At 73.7% G+C, this 23,021-nt stretch carries 12 protein-coding genes; 1 reads left to right on the top strand and 11 read right to left on the bottom strand.

The genetic code is table 11. The annotated features are described in order from the left end of the window. Positions 1-47: 47 nt before the first annotated feature. Positions 48-1,574 (bottom strand): aldehyde dehydrogenase family protein, encoded by a 1,527-nt coding sequence (locus ABZ078_RS28380; protein WP_356579792.1) that lies wholly within the window; start codon positions 1,572-1,574, stop codon positions 48-50. 284 nt (positions 1,575-1,858) lie between these two features. Here ABZ078_RS28380 and ABZ078_RS28375 point away from each other — a divergent pair, with 284 nt between their 5' ends. Continuing rightward, entirely contained in the window at positions 1,859-2,755 is an 897-nt protein-coding gene (locus ABZ078_RS28375) for a bifunctional helix-turn-helix transcriptional regulator/GNAT family N-acetyltransferase (RefSeq protein ID WP_356579790.1), read from the top strand. 9 nt (positions 2,756-2,764) lie between these two features. On the opposite strand, the gene ABZ078_RS28370 is transcribed toward ABZ078_RS28375, so the two are convergent. The 10 genes from ABZ078_RS28370 to ABZ078_RS28325 form a co-directional block, all read right to left on the bottom strand. Continuing rightward, the gene (locus ABZ078_RS28370; protein WP_356579788.1) at positions 2,765-4,789 is read right to left on the bottom strand and encodes a hypothetical protein; all 2,025 of its coding nucleotides are present in this window, start codon (positions 4,787-4,789) and stop codon (positions 2,765-2,767) included. Beyond that, positions 4,786-6,972 (bottom strand): hypothetical protein, encoded by a 2,187-nt coding sequence (locus tag ABZ078_RS28365; protein ID WP_356579786.1) that lies wholly within the window; start codon positions 6,970-6,972, stop codon positions 4,786-4,788. The genes ABZ078_RS28370 and ABZ078_RS28365 overlap by 4 nt, the downstream gene beginning before the upstream one ends. Positions 6,973-7,048: 76 nt before the next feature. Next, on the bottom strand, positions 7,049-9,841 hold the full coding sequence (locus ABZ078_RS28360; protein ID WP_356579879.1) for a hypothetical protein: 2,793 nt from the start codon (positions 9,839-9,841) through the stop codon (positions 7,049-7,051). Between the two features lie 2 nt (positions 9,842-9,843). Continuing rightward, positions 9,844-13,458, bottom strand: coding sequence for a tubulin-like doman-containing protein (locus ABZ078_RS28355; protein ID WP_356579784.1), 3,615 nt, complete (start codon positions 13,456-13,458; stop codon positions 9,844-9,846). A gap of 67 nt (positions 13,459-13,525) precedes the next feature. Continuing rightward, on the bottom strand, positions 13,526-15,811 hold the full coding sequence (locus ABZ078_RS28350; RefSeq protein WP_356579782.1) for a VWA domain-containing protein: 2,286 nt from the start codon (positions 15,809-15,811) through the stop codon (positions 13,526-13,528). A gap of 259 nt (positions 15,812-16,070) precedes the next feature. Continuing rightward, positions 16,071-16,622 (bottom strand): Pycsar system effector family protein, encoded by a 552-nt coding sequence (locus ABZ078_RS28345; RefSeq protein WP_356579780.1) that lies wholly within the window; start codon positions 16,620-16,622, stop codon positions 16,071-16,073. Then, positions 16,619-18,124 carry a hypothetical protein gene (locus tag ABZ078_RS28340; protein ID WP_356579779.1) on the bottom strand — a complete coding sequence of 502 codons (1,506 nt, stop codon included), beginning with the start codon at positions 18,122-18,124 and terminating at the stop codon, positions 16,619-16,621. The genes ABZ078_RS28345 and ABZ078_RS28340 overlap by 4 nt, the downstream gene beginning before the upstream one ends. Next, the gene (locus ABZ078_RS28335) at positions 18,117-20,741 is read right to left on the bottom strand and encodes a hypothetical protein (protein WP_356579777.1); all 2,625 of its coding nucleotides are present in this window, start codon (positions 20,739-20,741) and stop codon (positions 18,117-18,119) included. Before ABZ078_RS28335 ends, ABZ078_RS28340 begins: the two co-directional genes overlap by 8 nt. Positions 20,742-20,746: 5 nt before the next feature. Then, on the bottom strand, positions 20,747-21,619 hold the full coding sequence (locus ABZ078_RS28330; protein WP_356579775.1) for a hypothetical protein: 873 nt from the start codon (positions 21,617-21,619) through the stop codon (positions 20,747-20,749). Positions 21,620-21,799: 180 nt separating this feature from the next. Continuing rightward, positions 21,800-22,525 (bottom strand): Crp/Fnr family transcriptional regulator, encoded by a 726-nt coding sequence (locus ABZ078_RS28325; RefSeq protein WP_356579773.1) that lies wholly within the window; start codon positions 22,523-22,525, stop codon positions 21,800-21,802. Positions 22,526-23,021: the final 496 nt, after the last annotated feature.

The raw sequence follows: 23,021 nt of genomic DNA, 5'->3' as shown, positions 1-23,021 counted from the left end.
GCGAAGTCTTGCGGTCGGAGGCGGGAGGGGGACCGGTGCGGTTGCGGTCAGCCGACGAACCAGCGGACGGGCTTCGGGGCGAGGTTCTGGTAGACGTGCTTGGTCTCGCGGTACTCGGCGAGTCCGGCGGGGCCGAGTTCGCGGCCCACCCCGCTCTTGCCGAAGCCGCCCCACTCCGCCTGCGGGAGGTAGGGGTGGAAGTCGTTGATCCAGACGGTGCCGTGGCGCAGCCGCCCGGCGACGCGCCGGGCCCGGCCCGCGTCGGCGGTCCACACGGCGCCGGCGAGGCCGTACTCGGTGTCGTTGGCGAGGGCGACGGCCTCGTCCTCGGTGCGGAAGGTCTCGACGGTGAGGACGGGTCCGAAGACCTCCTCGCGTACGACCCTCATCTCGCGGTGGCAGTGGTCGAGGACGGTCGGCTCGTAGAAGTAGCCGCTCTCCGGCCGCTGAGGGGACGGCTCGGGCCGCTTGCCGCCGGAGCGCAGCACCGCGCCCTCCTTGAGCGCGGAGTCGACGTACGCCTCGACCTTCGCGCGCTGCTGCTCGGAGACGAGCGGGCCGCACTCGACGCCGTCGGCGGTGCCGCGGCCGAGGCGGATCCGCTGGGCGCGGCGGGCGAGTTCGGCGACGAAGCGGTCCCGGACGGACTCCTCGACGATGAGGCGGGCGCCGGCCGAGCAGACCTGGCCGCTGTGGATGAAGGCGGCGTTGAGGGCCTGGTCGACGGCGGTGTCGAAGGTCTCGTCGGTGGCGCAGGCGTCGGCGAAGACGACGTTGGGGTTCTTGCCGCCGAGTTCGAGGGCGACCTTCTTGACGGTGGGCGCCGCGGCCTGGGCCACCTTGGTGCCGCTGATCAGACCGCCGGTGAAGGAGACGAGGTCGACGTCGGGGTGCTCGGCGAGGCGGGCGCCCACGGAGTGGCCCGGGCCGGTGACGATGTTGGCGACGCCGGCCGGCAGGCCCGCCTCGACCAGCAGCTCGATCAGGGCGATCGTCGTCAGCGGGGTGATCTCGCTGGGCTTGACGACGAAGGTGTTCCCGGCGGCGAGGGCCGGGGCGATCTTCCAACTCGCCTGGAGCAGCGGGTAGTTCCACGGCGTGATCAGCGCGCACACGCCGACCGGCTCGTGGACGACGACGCTGTGGATGTCGGGCGAGCCCGCGTCGACGACCCGGCCCGGGGCCTCGCCGGCGACGAGGTCGGCGAAGTAGCGGAAGGCGTCGGCGACGCAGTCGATGTCGACCCGGCCCTCTTCGACGGTCTTGCCGGCGTCGCGGCTCTCCAGCAGGCCGAGCTCCTCGCGGTCGCGCACGAGCAGGTCGGCGACGCGGCGCAGCAGGGCGGCGCGCTCCGCGACGGGCGTGCGGGGCCATTCCCCCTGGCCGCCGTCGAAGGCGCGGTGGGCGGCCGCCACGGCCAGGTCGGTGTCCTTCTCGTCACCCTCCGCGACCACGGCGAAGGGCGTCGCGTCCGCGGGGTCGAGGATCTCGCGGGTGGCTCCGGAGACGGCCGCACGCCATTCCCCTCCCGCGTGGATGGTGCTGCGCGCCTGGAGTTCCGTTCGTTCCGCCATGATCGAGTGTTGCCTTCCGTTCCTGTTCAGAGCCCCTGTGTCACACACGTGTCACTCACGGGACCGGGTGCGCCTGCCCCCTGCCTCCGGATGCATGCGCGATCCGGGGCCGAAAGTGCGCTGTGTCACTGAACATGCGGACAAACCGGTCGAAACCGACTCGATCGGCGACGCGCAGCCACGCCCCTACGGCATCAAGGCGCCGGGAAGCCGACCGGCGGATCCTCCCCCACCCGCGCGAACCCATGGACTCCGGCGAAACATTTGACTAAAGTCAAAGAAATATGGAGCCAGTCTCAACGGAGCACGTGACGGCCTTCCGCCGCTTCAACCGTTACTTCACGCGCCGTATCGGCGTACTGGACGACCACTACCTAGGCCAGAACCGCCCGCTGGGCGAGGCCCGGCTGCTGTTCGAGATCTCCAAGTGCGCGGACGGCGTGTCCCTGCGCGAGCTCAGGAGCCGGCTCGGCCTGGACGCCGGGTATCTGAGCCGGATGGCCAAGGCCCTGGAGGCCCAGGGCATGGTCCGGCTGAGCGCGCACCCGCGGGACAACCGGCTGCGGATGATCGAGCTGACCGCGGCCGGGCGGGTGGAGGTCAAGGAGCAGAACCGGCGGGCGGGCGCGGCCGCCGCCGGGCTCCTCGAAGGACTCGGCGAACCGCAGCGCGCCGAACTGGTCCGGGCGATGGCCACCACGCAGCGTCTGCTGCGCCTCGCGGGCATCACCGTGGACCTCGTCGACGGCGCCGCACCGGAGGCCCGGGCCTGCCTGGACGCGTACGCCACCGACATCGACCAGCGGTTCCCCGAGGGATTCGACAAGAACGACCTCGTCCGGCCCGAGGAGGTGTCCGGCGACGCCGGCGCGTTCTTCGTCGCCCACGAGGAGGGCCGCCCCGTGGGCTGCGGGGCGCTACGGCGCCTCGAACCCGGCGTCGGTGAGATCCGCCATGTCTGGGTGCACCCCGACGCCCGCCGCCTCGGCCTCGCCCGCCGGCTGCTCGGCGCGCTCGAACAGGAGGCCGCCGCACGGCACTTCACCGTCGTCCGCCTCGACACGCACGCCGCGCTCACCGAGGCGCAGGCGATGTACCGGGCGTGCGGGTACGCGGAGATCCCGGCCTACGACGACCACGTCTACGCCAGCCACTGGTTCGAGAAGCGCCTGGCTCCCTGAGCGGTCCGCTCAGCTGAAGAACCACGCGACCACGAAGACCGTGCCGATGACGCAGAAGGCGACGCCGCCCGCGAGCAGACAGCCCGCACCGCCGATCCGGCCGGAGATCCTGGACATGAAGGGTTCCGGCGTGTGGCCCGGCGATTCCGGCTGTGGTGGAGGCACGACGGGTGCCGGGGTGGTGCGGGGCGCCGGGGGAGCCTGAGGGGACTGGGAGGACTGGGGGGCCTGAGGGGCCGGCGGGGTGGAGTGCGGTCTGTCGGCCCGTAGCAGCGCGTTCCCCAGCAGCCGGCCCCACACCGCCGGTGGCAGGTCGGGGACCTGGCCGTTCGCCGGTTCGACGATGCTCTGCCGGAGCCAGTTGCCCGTGGTGGGGTGGGGGTCGCGGCTCATGCGGTACAGCAGTTCCTGAAGTTGGCGCAGATGACGCTCGTCCCGGGCCAGCGGGGCGACGGCCCACCCGAACAGGTGAGCCGCCCGGGAGGCCCGGTCCGCCCCCGACCTGCCGTCCGCGCCGGGTCCGTGGGGCGTGAAGTACAGGCCGTTGTGCAGCACCTCCGCGCACAGCACGTGCCGCAGGTCCAGCGAGCGTGCCTGCACGCGGTGCGGTTCTCCCAGCACGTCCAGCAGCAACTCCAGGGACTCCGGCGGGAGTTCACCGGAGCGCAGTTCGTCCAGAAGCAGTTCGTCGGGCTGCCTGCGCAACTCCGCCAGCAGCACGCTCTGCCCCATGACGTCCCCGCGCCGATAGGCACGCAGGTCCTCGTGCAGGGCACGCGTGTCGGGGCCGCCCGGATCGATGACGAGCCGCTGGTGCGGCTGCGGAGGAGCGGTGGGGGGCGGGGGCAGGGGGGCCGCACTCAGGTGGGACGGCGGATAGGAGTCGGCGTACGGCTCGGGATGCCGGTCTTCCGCGTACGACTCCGCGTACGGCTCGGGATGCCGGTCTTCCGCGTACGACTCCGCGTACGGCTCGGGATGCCGGTCCGCGTACGGCTCCGGGTACGACTCCGGGTACGACTCCGGGTACGGCTCCGAGACGACCGCCGCTCGGGCCGGTTCCGCCGCTCGGGGCGGGGGCGCGAGGGTCGGGATCCTCGTGCCGGACGGGGGTGTGCCGTCGGTGCCGAGGATCTCCTTGAGCCGGGCGCGGCGCCGCTCCCAGTCCAGTGCCGCGCCGCCCCGGAACTCGTCGACCAGCTGCGGCACCCCGGCATCCGCCTCCGGGTGCGCGAGGACGTGCCGCACGAGCTCGGAGGCCGCCCACAGCTCGAACCTGGGGTTGGGCGGCCTGCCTCCCCTGACCCGGGCCAAGGGTCCGGACCCGCCGGTGTCCGGCTCCCAGCGCGGGACGGACGTGAGCCGCAGGGGACGGCTGTCCGCGCCGTCGTACGTGGCGAAGGTCCACTGCCGGTCCAGCCAGTGCCCGAAGAGAAGGAACAGCCCGAGGTAGACCACCGGCACCGTGCCATGGTCCGGCCAGCCGGGGTGTCTCCTGTCCTCCATCAGCAGCGAGATCCGCTGGGCCGGATCGCGCAGCCACTCCGCCGCGGTCAGGGTCAGCGCGTGATTGACCGACTGCAGTCGCTCCAGCATCTCCGGCAACCGCTTGAGCGCCAGCGCGTCGAGCTTCGCGCACTCGACCGCGTCCTGCTTGCCGGAGGCCGTCTCGGCCTTCTCCCGGCTGCCCCAGCCGCCGTACGCGAGCCCGAGGCACTGCCGCACCTTCAAGGTGCCGCGGTCACCGACCAGGACATGGCTGACCGTGCTGGGCCGGCCGCCCCGGTCGGTGGTGGGCCAGCGCTGGACGAGCAGGACGTCGCCGTCCCGGGAGAGCGTGCGCACGACGCTCGGCCGGGCCGCCGCCGCCCCGGACACCCACAGCAACGGGCCCAGTTCCCGGCCCAGTTCCCCGGCGCGCTCGGCGTCGCAGGAGTGGGCGACGGCGTTCATGCCGGTGCCCTGGCGGCCGTGGTTGCCGTCCCATCGGTAGACGACTTGATGCACCCGGCCCCGGTCCTGGAAGTCGTTCACTGAAGTTTCCCTCCCTCGGATCGCTCGGGCTCCCCGGGCCCTCCAGACCTCTCGAATTCCTCGGCGTCCCCGGCTTCCCCGGCCTCCCCGGCCTCCCCGGCCGCCTCGGCTTCCTCCCACGGCACCGCCTCCAGCGCGGGCGCCTCCCCCAGCGCCAGCGCCTCGGCGCCGCCCGGCACCTGGATCAGCCCGTGCATGGCGAGCAGCGCCAGCAGCGGCTCCAGCACCCGCCGGGGCCCCGCCCCGGCCGGATAGCGGCCGTGGTCCTCCTGGCCGCCGGTCGCCGAGGCGATGTGCAGCGTGCACCGGCGGATCGCGTCGAAGGGACGCAGCCACGCCTGGCCGGCGTGCCGGCGCAGCAGCCCGTACAGGTCCCGGCTCTCCTCGCGCACCAGCGCCGGGTCGAGGGAGGTGGCCGGTGGCCGGCTCAGCCACCGGTCGACGGGCGGCTGGAACCTGAGCAGGTCGGCCTTCCCGAGCACCATCGCGGCCGGCACGTCCAGGTACCCGCCGTTCTTGGGCAGCCGGTCCAGGACCGTGCCGAAGGCGAGGTCACCGTCCCGGTTCACCTCCACCCCCCAGCGTTCCCTGGCGTGGTCCAACTGGGGCAGCGGCAGGGCCAGTGCCGGGTCGACGACGAAGACCAGGGCGTCCACGCCGAGCAGGAACCGCAGCGCAGCGTCGGTCCGCACGAGGTCCTCGCCACCGAGGTCGAAGAACGCGACCGGGCGCACCTGCCCTCGCGCGTCGGTGATCAGCAGCGACTCCACGAAGCGGGCGAAGTCGTCCATGCCCAGCGCGGGCGTGTGGTCCAGGACCTGGCCCTCGCGCAGCGGCCGCACCCAGTCCCGTACGAACCGGGCGTGCTGCTCGGGGTTGACGGACTGCCACTTCAGGCCGAACGGCTCCAGTCCGCCGTCCGTGATCGCCGCGATCATCTGGGTCAGCAGATGGCTCTTGCCGGTGGAGGACTGGCCGACCATCGCGACGGTCAGCGGGCGGCCGTACGTCAGGTAGGGCACCGGGATGTAGTGCGCGGGGAACTCCGGGTCCGCGGTGCACTTCTGGACGGCGCCGCGCATGACGTCGGTCCGCCGCACGGGGTTGTTGATGCCCTTGAGGTCGAGCGGCTTGTACTGCATCCGGCTGTCGGTGACGAACAGTTGGGTGAGGTCGAGACGGATGGTCTCCAGGCAGTACGGGCAGAGCACCTCGCCGCCCGCCTGCTCGGACCCCGGCCCCCGTGGCGGCCGGGCGGCGGGCGCCTGCCGTTTGAGGCGCAGCGCCTCCTCGAACGCCTCGTGGTGCGGGCGGGTCTCGTCGGGCGGCACGGCGACCCGGACGCGGCGGGCGGCACCCGGCGCCACGAGGTCGAGCACCTGGGCGGGCGTCGGCCGGGCGGCGGCCCTCGGGGCGAAGGCGGCCCGCAGCGTCTGGTCGAGCTTGCGGTGGTCGGCGAGGTCGGCGGGCGGCCGGTCGGCGGGGCCGGGCCTCCCGGTCGCCAGCCGGTAGAGCACCTGGGCGGCGCTCCACACCGCGTCGCGCGGGTCGGCCGTCCCCTCGCCGGCGCGCTGCTCGGGCGGGCAGAAGGGCGACCGGCCCCACGGGCGCCGCGGCCGTCCGATCCGGGTCACCGATTCCAGGCCCCACAACTGGACCCTGGCTCCGTCCCACAGCACGGTGGCGGGCGAGACGCCGCGCGGCACCAGGCCCTGGCCCTCCAGCAGACACAGGGCCAGCATCAGGTCCCGGGTGAAGATCTCCTGGTCGGCCGCGCCCATCACATGGATCCGCGACACGGCCGAGCCGCGCGGCGGTTCGTACAGCAGGAACGGCTCGGCGGTGTCCAGCTCGTAGCCGATGAGCCTCGGGAAGAGGGCCGCGTACTCGGTGTCGCCCAGCACCTGGCCGAGGTGCACGGCGGTGCCCGCCTCGGTGTCCAGCAGGGCGCGCGCCGCCGGGTTCGCCGCGTCCTTGGCGCTCAGCCACACCTGCACGCACTGCTGTCCCTCGTCGTCGAGCACGGCCCTGCGCAGCAGTTGGGGCAGCAGCCGGTCGCGGCGGAACTCGCGGCCGACCCGGACCGGGGTGACGCGCCGCCGTCCCGAGGGCACGGTGAACGCGAGCTTGTCCGGAGGCGGCCCGCCCGAACCCGGCGGGCGGGCATGCGCGGTGCTGGTCACCGGCGGTCCTTTCGTTCGTACATGTGCGGGGGGACGTACGGGGACGGATGCGGCGGGCCGGGACGCGGAGTGCCGATCACCAGCGATCTCCGTCCCCTCGGTCGCGGTCTCCTCGGTCGCGGTCTCCTCGGTCGCGGTCTCCTCGGTCCTGGTCTCCTCGGTCGCCGTCCCCCAGGTCGCCGGAGCCCGACCAGTCGTCCGAAGCGAGCCAGTCGTCCGAGTCCGCCCGGTCGTACGGCTCGGTCGTCTCGCCCCGGTCGTACGGGTTCCTCGCCGCACCCCGGTCGGTCCCGTCGGGCGCCGAACCGTGCCGGGGCCGGACGGTGTGCACCACGCCCATCCGCAGCGGGGTGAGCCGCACCAGGCCGGCGTACCGGCCCGACGACGTCCACAGGACCTCCTCCGGGTGCACCGAACCGCTCGTCCGCCAGCACTTCTCGACCTCGTCGCGTACGGCCCCGGGCGCGAACCTGAGCCACACCGCGGCCGCCGGATCGCGGCTGAGCAGCGTGCCCTGCTCGGGCGTGGACAGCTGCACCACGGCCTGCCGGTCGGCCTCCGCGCCGACCAGTTCGGCCAGTCCGTACGGGTCGGTGCCGAGCAGGTTCGCCGAGGTGGCGCGAACGCGGCGCGGGGCGGCGAAGGGAGGCGGGGCCAGAACGCCGTTGTGCTGGAGGTGGTGGCGGGCCGTGGACAGCAGTTCACGCACCCGTTCCTCGGTGCGCCGGACGGCGCGGGCACCGGCCTGGCCGCGTTCGACGGCACCCCAGTAGTGCTTCATGGCTTCGAGGGCGGCGTCCGTCAGGTCGGCGGAGAGGGTGGCGACCAGCTCCGGTCCGCCCTCACCGCTCTCCCGCTCCAGCCAGCGCGGAGCCTCCTTGGGGCGGTGCCCCCAAGGGCTCTCGGCGTTCGCCGCCCGCCCCCGTTCCCCTTCCCGTTCCCGCTCCTTGTCCGCGCCCGGCTCCTCCCACGCGGCCCCGTCCCCGTCGTTCCACGCGTACACGTTCGCCCAGTCGCTCTCCTCGTCGTCGGCTCCGGTGTAGGAGTCCTCGGGTGCCACGTCCGGGTCGCTGGAGAGCCAGTCGTCCTCGGCCGGGGTCCCGGCACCGGCCGCGCCGAAGGCGCCGGACGCCCCGCTGGACGCGAGCCGCGCCGGCTCGGGGGCCGCCTCCGCCTCCGCCGCGGCCGCCGTCGCCCGCAGCATGCCGGCGACGGAACGGGCGGCGTCGGCGCAGTACAGACGTTCCTCGACGGCCCAGTGCTCGCGGACCGCCTCGGCCAGCAGGACGTCCAGGCCGTCAAGGGCCTTGCGCAGTACGGCGGTCGTGTGGCCCGGCGCCCAGGCGTCGGTCGCCGCCCGCCAGAGCCGGCGTACGGTCTCCACCGCGACGCCGGCCCCCAGCAGCAGGCCGATGGTGCCCAGCCAGACCGGGGGCTCGGTCGCGTAGCCCACTCCCGCCCCGGCCACGGCACCGCCGAACGCCGCGACCCGCGGAGCCACGGCCCAGCGTCCGGGACGTCCCGCGCCCCGCAGCCGGGCCGCCCCGAGCATCGCCATGCCGAGGAACAGCAGCGGCACGAGGGCCGCCAGCGCGAGGAACGGCCCCGCCCACAGCGCACCGAGCAGCCCCGCCCCGGCCGCCGCCGACGGACCGGCCACCGGCATCCCGGGCACGGCGGTGCCCGCCGCTCCCGCCGCTCCCGCCGTCTGCCGGGCCACGGCCTCGGCGGAGTGCGGGGCGAACTTCGGCAGCAGTGCCGAGCTCGGCAGCGGCTCCACCCGCCCGGCCAGTCCGGTGAAGCGCTGGGCCACGGAGCGCAGGGCGAGCCCCTGGCCCAGCAGTTTCAGGGCGAACTCCCGCAGCCCCTCACCGATCCGCTCGCCCATGCCCTCGGCCGACGGCACCCGCAGTCCGAGGGCCGCCAGCCGGGTCGCCGCCTCGGCGGCGGACGGTGCCGTGCCGCCGCCGCTGCGCAGGGCCGTCGCGACGAGGTCCCGGTAGCCGTCGAGCGACGTGCGCGCCTGCTCGACCTCCGCCTCGAACGCCTCCCGGCGGGAGGCTCGCAGCAGTCCGGGCAGGGTCCGCAGCCCGGCCAGGGCGTCGTCGGCGTAGTGCAGGGCGTCCGCGCAGGCGCGGTAGGCCTCGTCCGCGATGCCGCCGGGTTCGCGGTGCCCGAGGTCCCGGCCGCCCCGGCCGACCACCAGACCGCGCAGCGGCTCCGGCAGATCGGCTCCGGACGAGGCGGTCAGCAGCACGTCCGGCGCGAGGTCGTCGTCCGCGCCGGCGAACCGGGTGAGCGCGTCACGCCAGGCCCGGTCGCGCACCTCCGGCGGCAGGTCCTGCTCCAGCAGCCGTACGCCGGGCGCGGCGACGGCCTCGGGCAGCGACTGGACGCTGTCCAGCACGCTGAGGTAGACGTCCGGGACGGACAGCACGTCCACGAGGACGGCCAGCGCGTCCGGGTCGTCGGGTGCGGGCTGCTCCAGCGCGGTGCGGGCGGAGCGCAGATCGCCGACCCACAGCAGCCCGGTGCCCGAGGTCCGCAGCACCGAGGGCTTCAGCAGCCGCCGGTCGGGCTGGAAGTCCCCTTCCTCGCCGGCGAACGAGCCGGGGGCGCTGCCCACCAGCAGCACGAGCAGTCCGACCTCGCCCACCGCCCGGTAGCCGGTGAGCAGTTCGTACTGCACCTGGTGGTCGGTGAGGCCGGCCGGGGTGTCGACCACCAGGAACAGCGGGTCGTCGGGTTCCGCCAGCCCGGCCCGGCCCAGCTCCTGGGCGACGCGGGCCCGCAGGGCCGACGGGTTGTCCAGCGCCGCCGCCCCGGCCCGCAGGTCCAGGTGGATGACGGTGCGGAAGGACTGAGGCATGCTCACTGCGCGTCACCGTCCCAGGGGGCGCGACGGCCGGTACCGCCCGATTCACCGTCGTCCCACGGCGCGCGTCGTCGACCCCCCTGCCGGTCGGGGTCCTCCCCGCCACGGCGGTCGTCCGGATCGGGATCGTCGTAGTCGTCGCGACGACGGTCGCCACCGCGCCCGTCATACTCCTCACGGCCGCCGCGATCCCCGCGATCCCCGCGATCGCGGTACTCGTCGTACCGACCACCCGCACGGGCCCCGGCCTCACCGTCACGGCGAGAGCCCCAGCCGTCCCCGTCCTCCCCATCCCCCGCACCGCGTTCGCCACCCGACGACCTGCCGTGACCGCCGTACTGGCTGTCGTAGTCGTCGTCACGCGTCCTGGCGCGCGGTGTGACCGGGCCGGTGCCCCAGTCGTCATCGTCGGGCGCCGGGCGCCGGGGTGCCGGGAAGCCCTCGCGGGTGCGTGGGTCGGTGGGGGTGCCGCCGCGGACGTGCTCCAGCAGGGTGCGCAGGGTCGGCTGGACGGCGCGCTGGTCGCCGAACTCGGTGTCCAGGGCGGCGGGGAGGGTCTCCGCCCAGAACTCCCACAGCGGGCGCACCCAGCCCTCGACCCGCTCACCGTCCCGTTCCCGGCGCTCCGCCAGCAGCTCCAGCTGACGCGGGGCGACCTTCTCGACCAGGTCGACGAACAGCGGATGCGGTTCGCTGCCGGTCCGGGCGAGGCCGAGCGGCTGAGCCCCCATCAGCTCGCGGCAGTAGTCCTCGACGATCCGCTCGTCGTCCAGGACCGTCCAGCGTTCGTACGACCGCAGCAGCTCGGCCCAACTGGACACGCCGCCGGGGTAGTCCCCGAGCCGCAGCCGCACGCCGGGAACGTGCGCGTCCTTCTCGGGGTGCAGCCGCAGTCGGATCCGGTCCGGGGAGGCCGGGTCGCCGTCCACCACGTCCACCTGGCCGTTCCACATGCAGCACAGCAGGCGGTGCAGGATGACGCGCCGGTCCTCCTCCCCGCTGACCATCCAGCTGTCCCGCCAGCCGAGCCGCTGCCGCCACCGCAGCACGTCCTGGGCCTGCTCGTTGTCCTTGGCGCGGGCCCACTGGCGCAGCACCTTGCGGGCCTCGGGCACCTGGGTGAGGCTCATCTCGCTGCGGAAGAGGACCACGGTGATCGAGTCGCTCTCCACGCCCCGGTACTCCACGGAGTTCTTCGCGTCCGCGGGCAGCCGCAGCGTCTTGCCGAGGAACTCCTGCACCTCCTCCACGGCCTGCACCCGGGGATGGGTCACCAGGACCCGCAGCAGTCCGGTGCCCTCGGGGGTGAACCCGACCGGCAGCAGTCCGGTCAGCTTGCGGCCGAACAGGTCGAGCGCCTCCTTGCTGACCTGGTCCTTGGCGTCCGCGTCGCCCGCCGCCGCGGCCAGCAGGGTGCCCATGGACGGCAGCAGCGGCCGCTCCTCCAGATGCGCCCCGCTCTCCGCGAACAGGCGGGTGATCCGGGCCTCCAGCCGGCCCTTGACCCTGGCCACCGCGCCCTCCGGGTCGCGCCGGCTCATCGCGTGGACCTGGCGCCAGGTGTCCCCGTCGACCAGCTTGAGCAGCAGCGCCGCCTCGTCGTCGTTCTCGCGCAGCCCCTCCCGGCGGACCAGCCGGACGACCACGTCCTCGTAGAAGTGGTTGAGGGTGCGCTGCGGCGGCAGCAGATACGAGATGCCCGTGCGGTCCTCGTACAGTTCGTGGGCCTTCTGCTGGGCGGTCTTGTTCTCCTGGTCGCTGTGCCTGCGGAAGGCGTTCACCAGCCGCCCGAGGTCGGTCCCGGCCGCGTCGGCCTGCGGCTGCCAGTGCTGCTGCTGGTCGCGCCATGCCTCGTGCCAGATCATGCGGGAGCGCCACTGGTACCAGGCGTCCTGCTCCTGGAGGGCCGCCTGCACGTCGTCGTCGCCCCAGCGGGCCGGGGCGAGGCCGCCCAGCTGCCCCTTGATGCGGGGGATCTTGGGCGGCTGCTCGGTCAACCCGGACGGGCGCTGCGGGTTGCGGGCGCGGGCGTCCAGCATGCCGAGGAAGCCGAGCCGGGCGATGGGCTCGTCGCTGTCCGGGACGCCCCTGACGATGCGTTCGGCGAGGAAGGGGTCCACGGTCTGGAGCAGCTTCTCGACGGCGGGACGCGGGGCGAACCGGTCGGCCATGGCGATGGCCGCGCGCTCCGCCTGGCCGCGCAGGTCGGCCAGCAGCCGCTGCATGTCCGCGATGCGTTCGCCGAGCGCCTGCTCGATGTTCCTGCCGCCGCGCGGCAGCGGATCGGGCTCGGGCACCGGCAACTGCTCGCGTTCCCAGAGTTCTTCGAGGTGGGAGTCGGCGAACAGCTGCCGGATCATCGGCACCGCCTCGTCCCGCAGCCCCGCACGCGGCTGTTCCACGAGATCCGTGACCGCCAGCCGCAGCAGCCGGCCGGCCACCAGATCGGCGAGCTGGTCCATGGGCGCGGTCATGGAGGCGACCAGGCTGGTGGAGACGCCCTGCCGGCCGATCCCGGTCGGGGACACCGCGCTGCGCTGCACGCCCCGGTTGATGAAGCTCGCGGCGAAGGTCTGGTAGTCGTCGTCGGCCGCCATCTTCCGGCCCTGTGAGCGGCCGTCGCCCAGCTCGGTGCCGATCAGCGACATCACCAGCGAGACGATGGAGCGGCGCAGGTCGTCCGGGCGGATGCCGGCGGTCGGGCTGAACAGGAAGGCCGTCGGCAGGATGCCGGTGCGCAGCCGGATCGGGGTGTAGCCCGGGTAGCGGATGCCGAGCCCGAGCTCCTGGTCGAGATCGCCGATCTCGTGGCCCTCCGACGGCGCGTTCTGCGTGTCCACCAGCCGGAACAGGTCGACCAGTGCTCGGGCGGCGTTGAGCTCCGCCTCGCGCCCGCCGCCGGTGGCGGCGCCGAACGAGGACGGCATGACGACCAGCGGGTAGATCTTGACGCCGTCGAAGCGGCGCAGCTGGAAGGCGTGGTTGATGAGGTGCAGGTAGTCCAGGAAGATGCCGGCGCCGGTGCCGCCGGCCACCGAGAAGGCGACGAACACGTCGCAGCCGTTGACCTTGCCGCCGCCGAGTTCGCTCAGCTCGCCCGCCGACTTGGCGATGGCGTCGATCGCCTGGAGAAGCGGTTCCAGGACGGGGCCGAGTCCGTGCCGGAGGGTGGCGAACAGGGCCGCCCGTCCCACGGTCGGCAGTTGGCCCGCGCCGGCGTGCAGCGGGGTGACCTTGGGCTCGTCGACGCGCGGCGGCAGCCAGTCGGCGACCTCGTCGCGCAGCACCGCCCGCAGCATCTTGGTCACTTCCGGGGAGGCGTCGAAGTTCGGCAGCAGGTTGTGGGTGGCCCGGGACGTGCGGGCGTACGCGGCCCGCAGGGACGGGTCCACGTTGAACTGCGGCAGCCGTTGCAGGTCGTTCTCGCTGTAGTCGGCGTACACGAACTGGAGGCAGTCGGGCAGTTGGAACGGGGCGTGCCCGCTCTGCCGGCTGAGCGCCATGCCGTCCGGGCCGCACAGTTCGGCGCGCAGTCTGCGTTCCAGCTCGGCACCGACCAGACCGCCGGTGCCGCCCAGGCCGACGAAGAGCATCGGCTGGAAGATCTTCATGGGTTCCTCCCCGCTTCACGGCCGGCGCGGCCGCAGGTTCGTGCTCGGTACGTCCGTGGATTGCGCGTCACAGGTACGAGGTGAAGGGGCTGTCGTTCCCGCTCTCGCCGGGCCCCGCCGGGGAGCCGGCGCCGACCGTGGCCCCGGCGGTGGGCGGCCGTCGGCGGCCCTGCCGGCCCGGCCGGGTGTCCTCGCCGAGGGCGAGGCTCAGCGTGTCCGTGAGCTGGACCCGGCCGCTCGCGGGCAGCGGGATCCGGCCGCTGCCCTGCTTGCGCAGCACCGCTCCGCCGTCGCGGCTGCGCTGGACGGCGTACTGGCCGTGGGGGCGCCGTTCGATGCGCGGGCTGCGATGGGCCTCGACGACGGTGAACTCGTACCACTGCTTGCTGTTGCCGTGCCCTGCCGGGTGCTCGTTGAGGACCCGGCCGTCCTCCGAGACGAGCTGGAGCATCAGGCCGTACGGGTCCTTTCGGCGGTGGCGCACCCGCCGCCAGGCGACGAGGGCCGCGGCGGCCAGGGCGATCAGGGCCGCGCCGGAGACGAACGCCCACCAGTACTTCTCCCAGATCCCGGGCTCGGGCGTGACCCGCACCGAGAGCGGCGCCCGTACCAGGGTGCGGTCGTCGTCGGTGGTGTCGGCGACGGTGACGGTGCCGGCGAGGTCCAGTCCGTCGTCGCCGAGGCGGTCGCCGAAGACGCCCGCGGGGGCTACCTCGACCGTCACCTTCCGGGTACCGGACTCGCCGGGCTTCAGCGTGATCTCGGCGGGGTCGACGGAGAGCAGCCCGTCCCGCACGTCGGCGACGGACAGCTTCAGGGTGTGCGCCGTGTCGGTGGTGTTGCGCAGGGAGAGGGTGCCGGTGACCGTGCCGCCGGGGCTGGTGTCCGCGCCGGGCAGGTCGAGCGCGGCGGTGACGGGCAGTTCGCCGGGCGCGACCACGCTGTCCTCGTCGCGGGTGTCGGCGCGCAGCCCCGAGGCCGTCAGGGTGGCGCTCGCCTTGAGCGCTCCGTCGGCGTCCCGCGGGACGGTCACGGTGCCGGTGAAGGAGCCGTCGCCGGCCTCGGGGTCGGGCCCCTTGCCGCCGTCGGCGAGGTCGATCGCCAGGGGGGAGAAGCCGTCCCCGGTCAGTTCACCGCGGACGCGCAGCCCCTCGTAGTCGCGCGGGTCCTCGATCTCGTAGCCCTCACGCGTCTGCAACCGCATCGTCACCGTGACCTTCTCGCCGGCCTGCGGCGAGGGCGGGTCCATGGTGATGGCGCCGCGCAGCTCGCCCTGCCACAGCACGCTGACGGCGACGGGCAGCGAGCGGTGGCCTTCGGGGGCCTCGGCCTTCACCTTCCAGGTGCCGGGCAGCGGGTCGACGATCTTCAGCGCCTCGACGGTTCCGGTGCCGCCCGCCAGCTCGAAGCGGGACTTCTTGAACGTCCCGGTGGTGGTGGGGACCGGGTCGCCCGCCGGGTCGATGTAGGTGATCTTCACCTCGGGGTCGCCCTTGTCGACGACGATGCTGCCCACGGTCGCCAGCGGGGAGATGCCGATCTCCAGGGTGGCCGGCGGCCGCTTGCTGGGTCCTTCCTCGTGGCGCAGGCAGTGGGCGGCGGCGAAGATCTTCTCCAGCGTGGTGCCGACGTCCTTGGCCCCGGAGACCTTGTGGGCCTTCGGGGTGGCGGAGGGCAGTTTGACACAGCCCTTCTGGTAGCCGCCGGCGGCGATCTGGTCGAGCTGCTTCTTGTCCGGGTCGGGGCCGAAGCCCAGCGGCCAGATCTGGACGTTGTGCGCGGCGGCGTCCTTCAGCGCCTCCTTCAACTGCCGTTCGCCCTCGGCCTTGCGGTGCGCCGGATCGCCGTACTTGGGGCTGTCCTCGACGTCCATCCGGCCGTCGGTCAGCAGGAACAGCACCCGGGGTTCCGAGGCGTCGGAGCCGTCGGTCAGGTCGTGCACGCCCTGCCGGATCGCGCTGGGCAGGTCGGTGCCGGTGCCCTCGCCCTCCTTGCGGCTGCGCAGCTTGTCGACGCACTTGGCGACCGTCTCGCGGCCCGCCGCGTCCAGTGTGGTGCGCGGGCACACCGGGTCCACCGCGCGCTGGTCCTCGTCCTCGGCGGCGGCGAAGCCGAAGACGGTGACATGCGAGGACGACGAGACGTCGCCGAGCGCGATCCGTTTGGCGGCGGCCTTCTCGGCCTTCATGTCCGCGGGCGCGAGGCTGGCGGACTGGTCCACGGCCACCGCGTAGTTGACCGCCGGGAACGGGGGTGTGGAGTCCGCCGCGGGCATCGGATCCTGACCGGCCGGTGCCAACAGGGACACGAACACCGCGGTGCCGCCCAGTGTCGAGGCGGCGGCGCGGCGCACCCGGGGCCTTCCTGTCTGCCGTCTTCCCGTGACTCTTCCCACGGCCGTCCCCTTGGTCTTGGTGAAGTTGGTGCTGGCGGTTCGTGCTTGAGGCTCGTGCTTGAGGTTCGTGCTGAAGTCCGTGCCGGTGGCTCGTGCTTCGCGTGTGGCGTGTAGGTGGTGACGCGTCGGGCGTCCCGCCTGGTGCGTGCCGGTGTCATGTGCGGTGGTGCGTTGGCGCGCGTGCGGTGGTGCGCCCGTGCCACGCGCGCCGTCCGGGTCAACCGGCGGTCAGTCCCCAGACCACGGCCAGCGCCGCCGACGGGGCGAGCGAGGCCACTCCCCAGCGGATGGCCCGGTACTTGGCGGACAGGATCGAGCTGACGTCCACGGCCTGGACGAGGAGCCACCTGGCCGGATCGCGTCCGGCCTCGCTGACCCGGGCGGACAGCCCCACGAGGTCGTCCTGGGCCAGCAGGTCGCCGAAGTACGTCACCCCGGCCCCGCCACGGACCGTGCCGGTGCGTGGCATCAGCGCCCCGACCAGCGCGGCCACCGCGACGGCCCAGAGCACCCCGGACAGGACCAGCGTCACGTCGGCCGGCCCGTCCCAGGCGGGAGTGCCGCGCCACCCGGCCAGGAAGGCGGGCAGCGCGAGCGTCCCCGACAGCAGCACGGCCGCCTTGGAGTCGGCGCGGCCGAGGTCCTCGCGGACCGTGGTCAGCAGCCGCTCGGCGATGCGCTCCCCCGCCCGGTCGTGACAGTGCTGACCCCCGTCCGGCACGGGCACGACCGGGTCGGGGGAAGTTGGTGCCGCGCCGTCAGCGGTCATCGATCCTCCTCCGCCCAGGACCATCCGTCGTCCTCGGCACGTCTGCGGCGACGCGGCCGCTCCCACTCCCGCTCGTCGTCCGGGTAGTAGGGCTCCGGCCGGTAGGTCCGGGGCCGGTCGCCGGAGCGCGACCCATCCTCGTGGTCGTGGTCCGGGACCGGTCCCGCCGCGTTGAGCTCCGGCCGACGGGGCAGCCGCCGCGCTCCGGCACGACGGTCGTCGTGGTCGCCGTCGTCGTCCGGGTGGTACGGCTCGGACCGGTAGGTCCGGGGCCGGTCGTCACGGGCGCGCGGCTCGTCGTAGGCGGCGTCGTCACGCGGGTAGGACGGCTCGGGCCGGTGGGCCGGGCGCCGGGCAGGGGCACGCCGGTCGTCGTGGTCGCGGTCGTCCGCCGCGTAGGGCTCCGCGCGGCGCCGGGTGCGGGGGCCCGGTTCGTCGTACGCGATCTCGTCCCGCGGGTACGGCTCGTCGCGGTCGCGTCCCCGCCCGCCGGAACCGTGCCGGTCGGCCCCGCCCCGGTCGGGCGCCGCCCGGTGCGGCGGCCGCCTGGGGGGTTCGTCCGCCGCCCAGTCCGGGTTGAAGGGCCGGTCGGCGGACGCCTCCAGCTCCCGGGGCCGGCGTGCGGGCACCGTCCCGATGGGGCCCACCATGGGCCGCCCGTCGCCCTGGTTGAGGAGGTTCAGTACCTGCGTCTCCACGTCCACGGTGGCGAGCTCGCCGCGGGCGGCCATGGCGAAGAGTCGTGCGACCCGGTCCTTCTCGTCCTGCCGTCCCTCCTGGCGGATCTTCTCCAGGAAGTCCTTGGCCCCCTCGGGATCGGCCGCCAGCATGAAGCTGAGCTGCTCCAGCTCCCCGCCCTGCAGCATGCGCCGGTACGACTCCTGCCGCAGCCTGATCACCCTGGCCTGCGCGTGGGCGTCCCGTTCCTCGTCGGCGTGCTCGATGGTCCGGTCGTCCACCCGCAGCCGCACGTACAGCCGCACGCGCAGGCCGAGTTCGGACCCCAGGTCGGCCCAGCGGCCGCCGGCGCACTCCCGGGTGATGGCCCGGTTCGCCTGCTCGGCCTCGGTCACCCGGTAGCTGGTGGTGACCTCACGCAGCCGTTCCAGCACCGGCGAGGTGAGCCGGCCCGCGACGTCGGTGACGACCTCCAGGGCGGCCAGATGGGGGTCGGTCACGGACCACTCGATGTCCACCTCGGCCTTGAAGAAGGTGGTGCCGCCGGCGGCGGGCAGTTCCATCTGGAGCGGGGTCACATAGGTGCCGAGCGCGATCTCGCAGATGCTGTGCGGCCGGGCCAGCACCGGCTTGTCGACGTGCTGGACGCCGGAGGCCCTTTTCACGGTGTAGCCGCCGTTCCGGTAGAACTGCACCAGCGCCGAGCGGGGACTCACCCTCGGGAACCCGTCCGCCGGCGTGCCGAAGTCCCGTAGGAACGGGCCCGCGGGGCCCACCGGTTCGGTGCTCGCCGCGCCGGCCGCCTGGTCCTCGTTCTCAGCCATACCTCTCCTCCTCGCGCGTCCTTTCCCGACGCGTCCTGTCCTGGCGCGGCCCTGCCTGGCGCGGCCTGTCCTCCGGTTCGACGGCGAGCCACCACAGGTCGCGCGCCTTCGGTTCGGGGAGCGGCTTCTCCGGGTCCTTCATCATTCGGCGCAGCAGCCAGTCCAGCCGCCGCCGGTCGTGCTCCTCCGTGGCCAGCGCGGGCAGCAGCGCCGCCAGCCCCGGCCGGGTCCACTCGGTGCCGTCCTTGCGCACGGCCGAACGCAGCAGTTCCTCCAGCGCGTCCAGCGCCACGTCCTTCGACCGCGCGGTGTTCAGCGCGGTCCACATCAGGTCCGCCATCGGCTCGACGAGTTCGGGCCGGATCGCGGCGAGGGCGAGCGCCAGCGGCCAGTCCCCGCAGTTCCCCCACAGCGAGTCGCAGTCGTCCAGCAGGGAGTCGGGGTCCATCAGCAGTTCGTCCACCGTCGTCAGGGCGCTGCGGACGGTGGCCGCCAGACCCAGGTCCTGGTACGGCTCGCGCTTGTGGTGGGTCCACTCGGCCATCCGCGCCAGCACCTCCCCGGCGTCCGGGAGCACCAGCAGCCGTACGACGTTGTGGGAGGCGACCGAGACCAGTTCCCCCTCGTCGCGGACCCCGATCCGGGCCAGCGCGTCCAGGGTGTCGTCCGTCGTGGCCGCGGCGTTGCCGTAGCCGAGCGCCCACGCCGCGGTCCAGCGCTGCGACGCGGTGCCCTTCCTGCTCCAGTCGCCGATCAGCCTGTGCACCGTCCTGCGGTGCGAGTCGTGGCCGGCCGCCTGGTCCAGCGTGGTGGCCGCGAAGATCAGCCGGCGGTTCGCGGTCGACTCGGCGAGCGGCCGGACCAGCTCGGTGTAGCCGTGGTCGAAGTCGCGCACACACAGCTCCCCGGCGGCGACCGCCGCACGCATCCACACCTGGGAGCGCGGATCGTCGGCCAGTTGCCGCAGCCAGCGCACGACCGGCGCCCGCACCGGGAAGTGCCGGTCCCACAGCTCGGTCAGCACCGCGGACGGCAGGGCGGAGCCCCGGTAGAAGACCAGCCGGGCGGGCACGTCGTGCCCCTCCACCTCGACCTTGCCGTCGGTCAGCGCGGCGCGGGAGAGCGCCACGTCGGCCTCCGGGTCGTCGCAGAACAGCGGGCGGGCCGGGGTGGTGTCGGGGTCGGACTGGACCGACAGTTCCCAGGTGAGCAGGTGGGCGGCGGTGGCCACGGCGCTGTGCGAGGCCCCGCCCAGCACGGCGAGCGCGATCCGGAAGGCCACCGGGTGGAACAGCGTCGCCGTCCCCGACCGCACCGCACCCCGGTCCGCCCGCTCCGGCTGGGCGGGGAGCGCGGTCAGCGCCCGGTCCACTCCGGCGAACCACTCCTGGGCCTGCTCGGCGGCGATGCTGCGGCAGCCGGACAGCAGATCGTCGTAGGAGACGTCCCCGAGCACATGACCGGCCAGCAGAGAGGCGAGCAACTCGGCCTCGGCGGGGCGCAGATCGTCCAGCCCGACCGCGTCCGTGACCTCCTCCCCGCCCGCGAGGTCCTCCGCGCGGGCCAGCAGGTCCTCCAGCGGCGTGTCCTCGTCGCGTTCCCCGGCGCGTTCCCCGGCGACGCGCTCCTCCAGCCGCTCGCGCAGCCGGGTGGCGAGCAGTTCGTCGGTGGGCGCGGGCGGGCACAGCATGCCGTAGCGCCCGGCCAGCAGCGGGTTGGCCGCCGAGCCGACGGTGACGACGATCACCGCGAACGCCTCGCGGCGGGCCAGGGCGGCGGCGAGTTCGTCCAGGTCCATCTCGTCCGGGGGCAGCGCGCCGGGCCGGTCGAGGGAGAGCTCCAGCAGATGGCCGGTGCCGTGCCAGGTCTGGCCGCCCTCGTCGTCGAGCGTCTCGGCCAACTGCCGTACCCCGCCGTCGGAGTCGACGCGGCGAACGCGTGCGACGGGCGCCGCGTCCGTGCCGTTCGCCGTGGCGGCGGTGACCTCGTCGAGGAGAGAGAGCGCCGTACTCGTGCGTCCCGTACCGGGTGCGGCACCGAGGACGAGCAGGCGCCGGGCGCGCAGCGCGTTGCGCAGCCGTACGTACCCCTCCGGCTCCACGTGCGCCCGGCGCAGCCTGCGCAGCTCCTCCTCCGGGACGGGCCCGCTGCGCATGCCGGCGCCGGGGCGCCGGGAGCCCAGCAGCAGGTTGATGTTGTCGCCGATGTGGGCGCGGTTGAAGTACGAGCGGTCGAAGCGGTTCAGGTCGCCGCCGACGTCGAACAGCAGCCGGGTGGCCCGGCGGGTGCGCGCGGCGGCGGCGAGATCGGTGGGCCCCTCCTCGCCCTCGTCCTCGGCGAGAGGGTCACGGGTGTAGGCCTTGAACCGCCCGGCGGCGCGCTCCCGTTCCTTCTCCTTCTCCGCCTCCTCGTCGTCGGCGGACTTCTCGTCGTCGGACCTGCCCTCGTCGTCCTCGCGCTTGTCCTCCCGGTCCTGCCTCTTGTCGTCCCCGGCCCTCCTGCCGTCGCCGGCTTTCCTGCCGTCCCCGGCCTTCTTGCCGTCGTCGGACGACGGTCCCCCGCTCGGCTCCTCGACGGCGTCGCCGCCACCGCCGCCCGCCCGCTCGTCGTCACTCACCCGGCTCAGCCCTTCCTGTTCCCGGCGCCGGGGTCGGTGGTCCGGCCGATGTGGACGTTCCCCAGGTACGTGTTGTCGTGGTTGTGGTTCACGTCGCCGTCGCGCACCTGGTAGGTGATGCCGGGACGGGCGGGCCGGTGACCGGACATGGTGTCGCCCACGACCTGGTACGCCTCGTCGCCGTCGCCCTCGTCGTCGAACGCCTCGCCGCGTTCCTCCTGGTACGCGCCGCCGGCGGGCGCGGAACCGGCGGCGGACGAAGGCGCCTGCGCGGCCTCGGGGATCTCCGGAGCGGGCCGCCCGGGCAGGTGGAACCAGGCGGTGACCTCTCCCTCCTTGAGCTCCAGCCGGGCCGGGGCGTAGTGCGCGGGTTCGATGAACTTTCCGCCGGCGCTGACCACGTCCTCGTACAGGGACTGGGAGGTCACCAGCACGAGGTCGGCCTTCTCGGCGTCGAGGAGTCGCCGGGCGACGGAGGAGTCGGCCAGTCGGCAGGCGAGGTCGACGGCGCGTCCACTGATGCCCTGGCCGTCGCGCCGGACCGGGCCGACGTGCATGCCGATGCGCAGCCCGAGGGGTACGGCCAGATCACGGTTCTCGTCCCGCAGCTTCTCGTGCACCTCGACCAGCCACAGACCGAGCAGCCGGCTCGCCGCGATCCGGCCCGGCACCGACACCAGCACGCCGTCGCCGCGGTCCTCCAGGTGCACGGCGTCGCGCGCCACCTTGGCGTGGGTGAAGGCCGTCTGCAGCACCCGGTAGATCCGGGCGCGCATGCGCGGCTTGTCCACGTCGTCGTATGCGCCGGAACGTCTGGCGTCGACGCTGATCACCAACTCGTAGTGCGCTTCGGTGAGTTCCGGAGCGTCGTGGTTCACCCGTGCCCCCTGCGTGGTCTGTTCGCTTACGGAAGAGATGGTTCGTCCTGCCGGTGAGGTGGTCCGCGGAGGTGGCCGGGGCGCTGGGCGACCGCAGTGGTCCGCGGAGGGCCGACCCCTCAAGGGTCGGGCCGAGGACGAGAGGCGTCTGTAGCCGTTTACACACGGCGAGGCGTGGGTCTACTCCTGATGACCGTCCGCGAGGAGAGCGAGGAGCGCGGGGTCGAGGATCTCCACCATCCGGTTGCCGGTGCGCACGATGTTCTGGGTGCGCAGCAGCCGCAGGGCCTTGGCGACGGCTTCGCGGGTGGCCCCTATCGTGGCGGCCAGCTCGTCCTGGGCCAGTTGGACGACGGGGCCGGAGACCGCGAGGCCGCTCGACGGGCCGCTCGCGTCCGAGGGGGCGTAGGGGCCGGAGGGATCGGCGCCGGACAGCTCGACGAGCCGGCCGGCCAGGCGCTGGAGCACGGTGAGCGAGGCGAGCGCGGACCGCTCCTGGTCGGCGCTGCGGAGTCGGGAGGTGAGCTGGCGTATCACCAGACCGCTGACCCGGGGGTGCAGGGCGAGAAAGCGACGGAACGCGTCCCCGGATATGACCTGGGCCTCTATGGAGCCCAGCGCGCGCACGGTGGCGCTGCGCGGGTGCTGGTCCAACGCGGCCATCTCACCGAGCAGTTCGCCCGGGCCGCGCAGGCCGAGTATCAGCCGGGTGGCTCCACGGTCGGTCGCCACGGACACGGTCACCCACCCCCGAATGATGATCACGACGTGACTGGATCGGTCACCCTCGGTGAGGAGATGGGCGTCGGCCGGGTAGCGCTTCCGATTGCCGAGCCCCATGACGCTCTCGCGCTCCTGGGGAGTCAGCGTGTGCGCGAACGCCAGCTCATTTCCGAGCAGCCCCATGGCCAGCCCCCCGCCGCAGTCCGGACGCCTGGAGTTTCGATGGGTGTTGATGGTGGCAGGGCGCACGTTCGGGCCGAGCGGATTGCGCCATACCAGGGGTACTGGCCGGTAGTTGCGGAATGCCAGGTTGGTCGCCCCTTGACCAGGCACCGCCGCCGCATCCCGCCCCTCGGCCACCACGGCAGGTGGTGCGCGTCACACCCGTACCCGAAGGACCGACCTGAGGTCAGACCCGACACTCGAACAAGGGGTCGCATCTGCTCCGAAGGAGGGCCGCCCGACGGAGAGTTGGCGGAAACTTGGGTTTGGGCTGTGACAGCGGTGACGACGTGGTGCGTCGCCACCGCCCGCCGCGAACAGGCACGGGACGTCACCTCGGCCGGTGCGGGAACGGCCGCAGGCCCCGTCCGGAAGGAACATTTCCAGCCATCTCTGACCTCGCGCTTCGACGCTAGGGGCCCCCTCGCTCCACGGCGCGCAGCCGTAGGCCGTTCGG

This window comes from Streptomyces sp. NPDC006385, from assembly GCF_040612485.1.
In the GTDB taxonomy this organism is placed as follows: Bacteria; Actinomycetota; Actinomycetes; order Streptomycetales; family Streptomycetaceae; genus Streptomyces.
The sequence above is the reverse complement of the archived record's forward strand: the minus strand, read 5'-3'. Positions and strand labels throughout refer to the sequence as shown.

What these genes read in the sequence shown, in the direction of transcription:
- ABZ078_RS28380 (WP_356579792.1), bottom strand. Translation starts at nt 1,574, where the DNA reads ATGGCGGAACGAACGGAACTCCAGGCGCGCAGCACCATCCACGCGGGA.
- ABZ078_RS28375 (WP_356579790.1), top strand. Translation starts at nt 1,859, where the DNA reads ATGGAGCCAGTCTCAACGGAGCACGTGACGGCCTTCCGCCGCTTCAAC.
- ABZ078_RS28360 (WP_356579879.1), bottom strand. Translation starts at nt 9,841, where the DNA reads ATGCCTCAGTCCTTCCGCACCGTCATCCACCTGGACCTGCGGGCCGGG.
- ABZ078_RS28355 (WP_356579784.1), bottom strand. Translation starts at nt 13,458, where the DNA reads ATGAAGATCTTCCAGCCGATGCTCTTCGTCGGCCTGGGCGGCACCGGC.
- ABZ078_RS28345 (WP_356579780.1), bottom strand. Translation starts at nt 16,622, where the DNA reads ATGACCGCTGACGGCGCGGCACCAACTTCCCCCGACCCGGTCGTGCCC.
- ABZ078_RS28340 (WP_356579779.1), bottom strand. Translation starts at nt 18,124, where the DNA reads ATGGCTGAGAACGAGGACCAGGCGGCCGGCGCGGCGAGCACCGAACCG.
- ABZ078_RS28325 (WP_356579773.1), bottom strand. Translation starts at nt 22,525, where the DNA reads ATGGGGCTGCTCGGAAATGAGCTGGCGTTCGCGCACACGCTGACTCCC.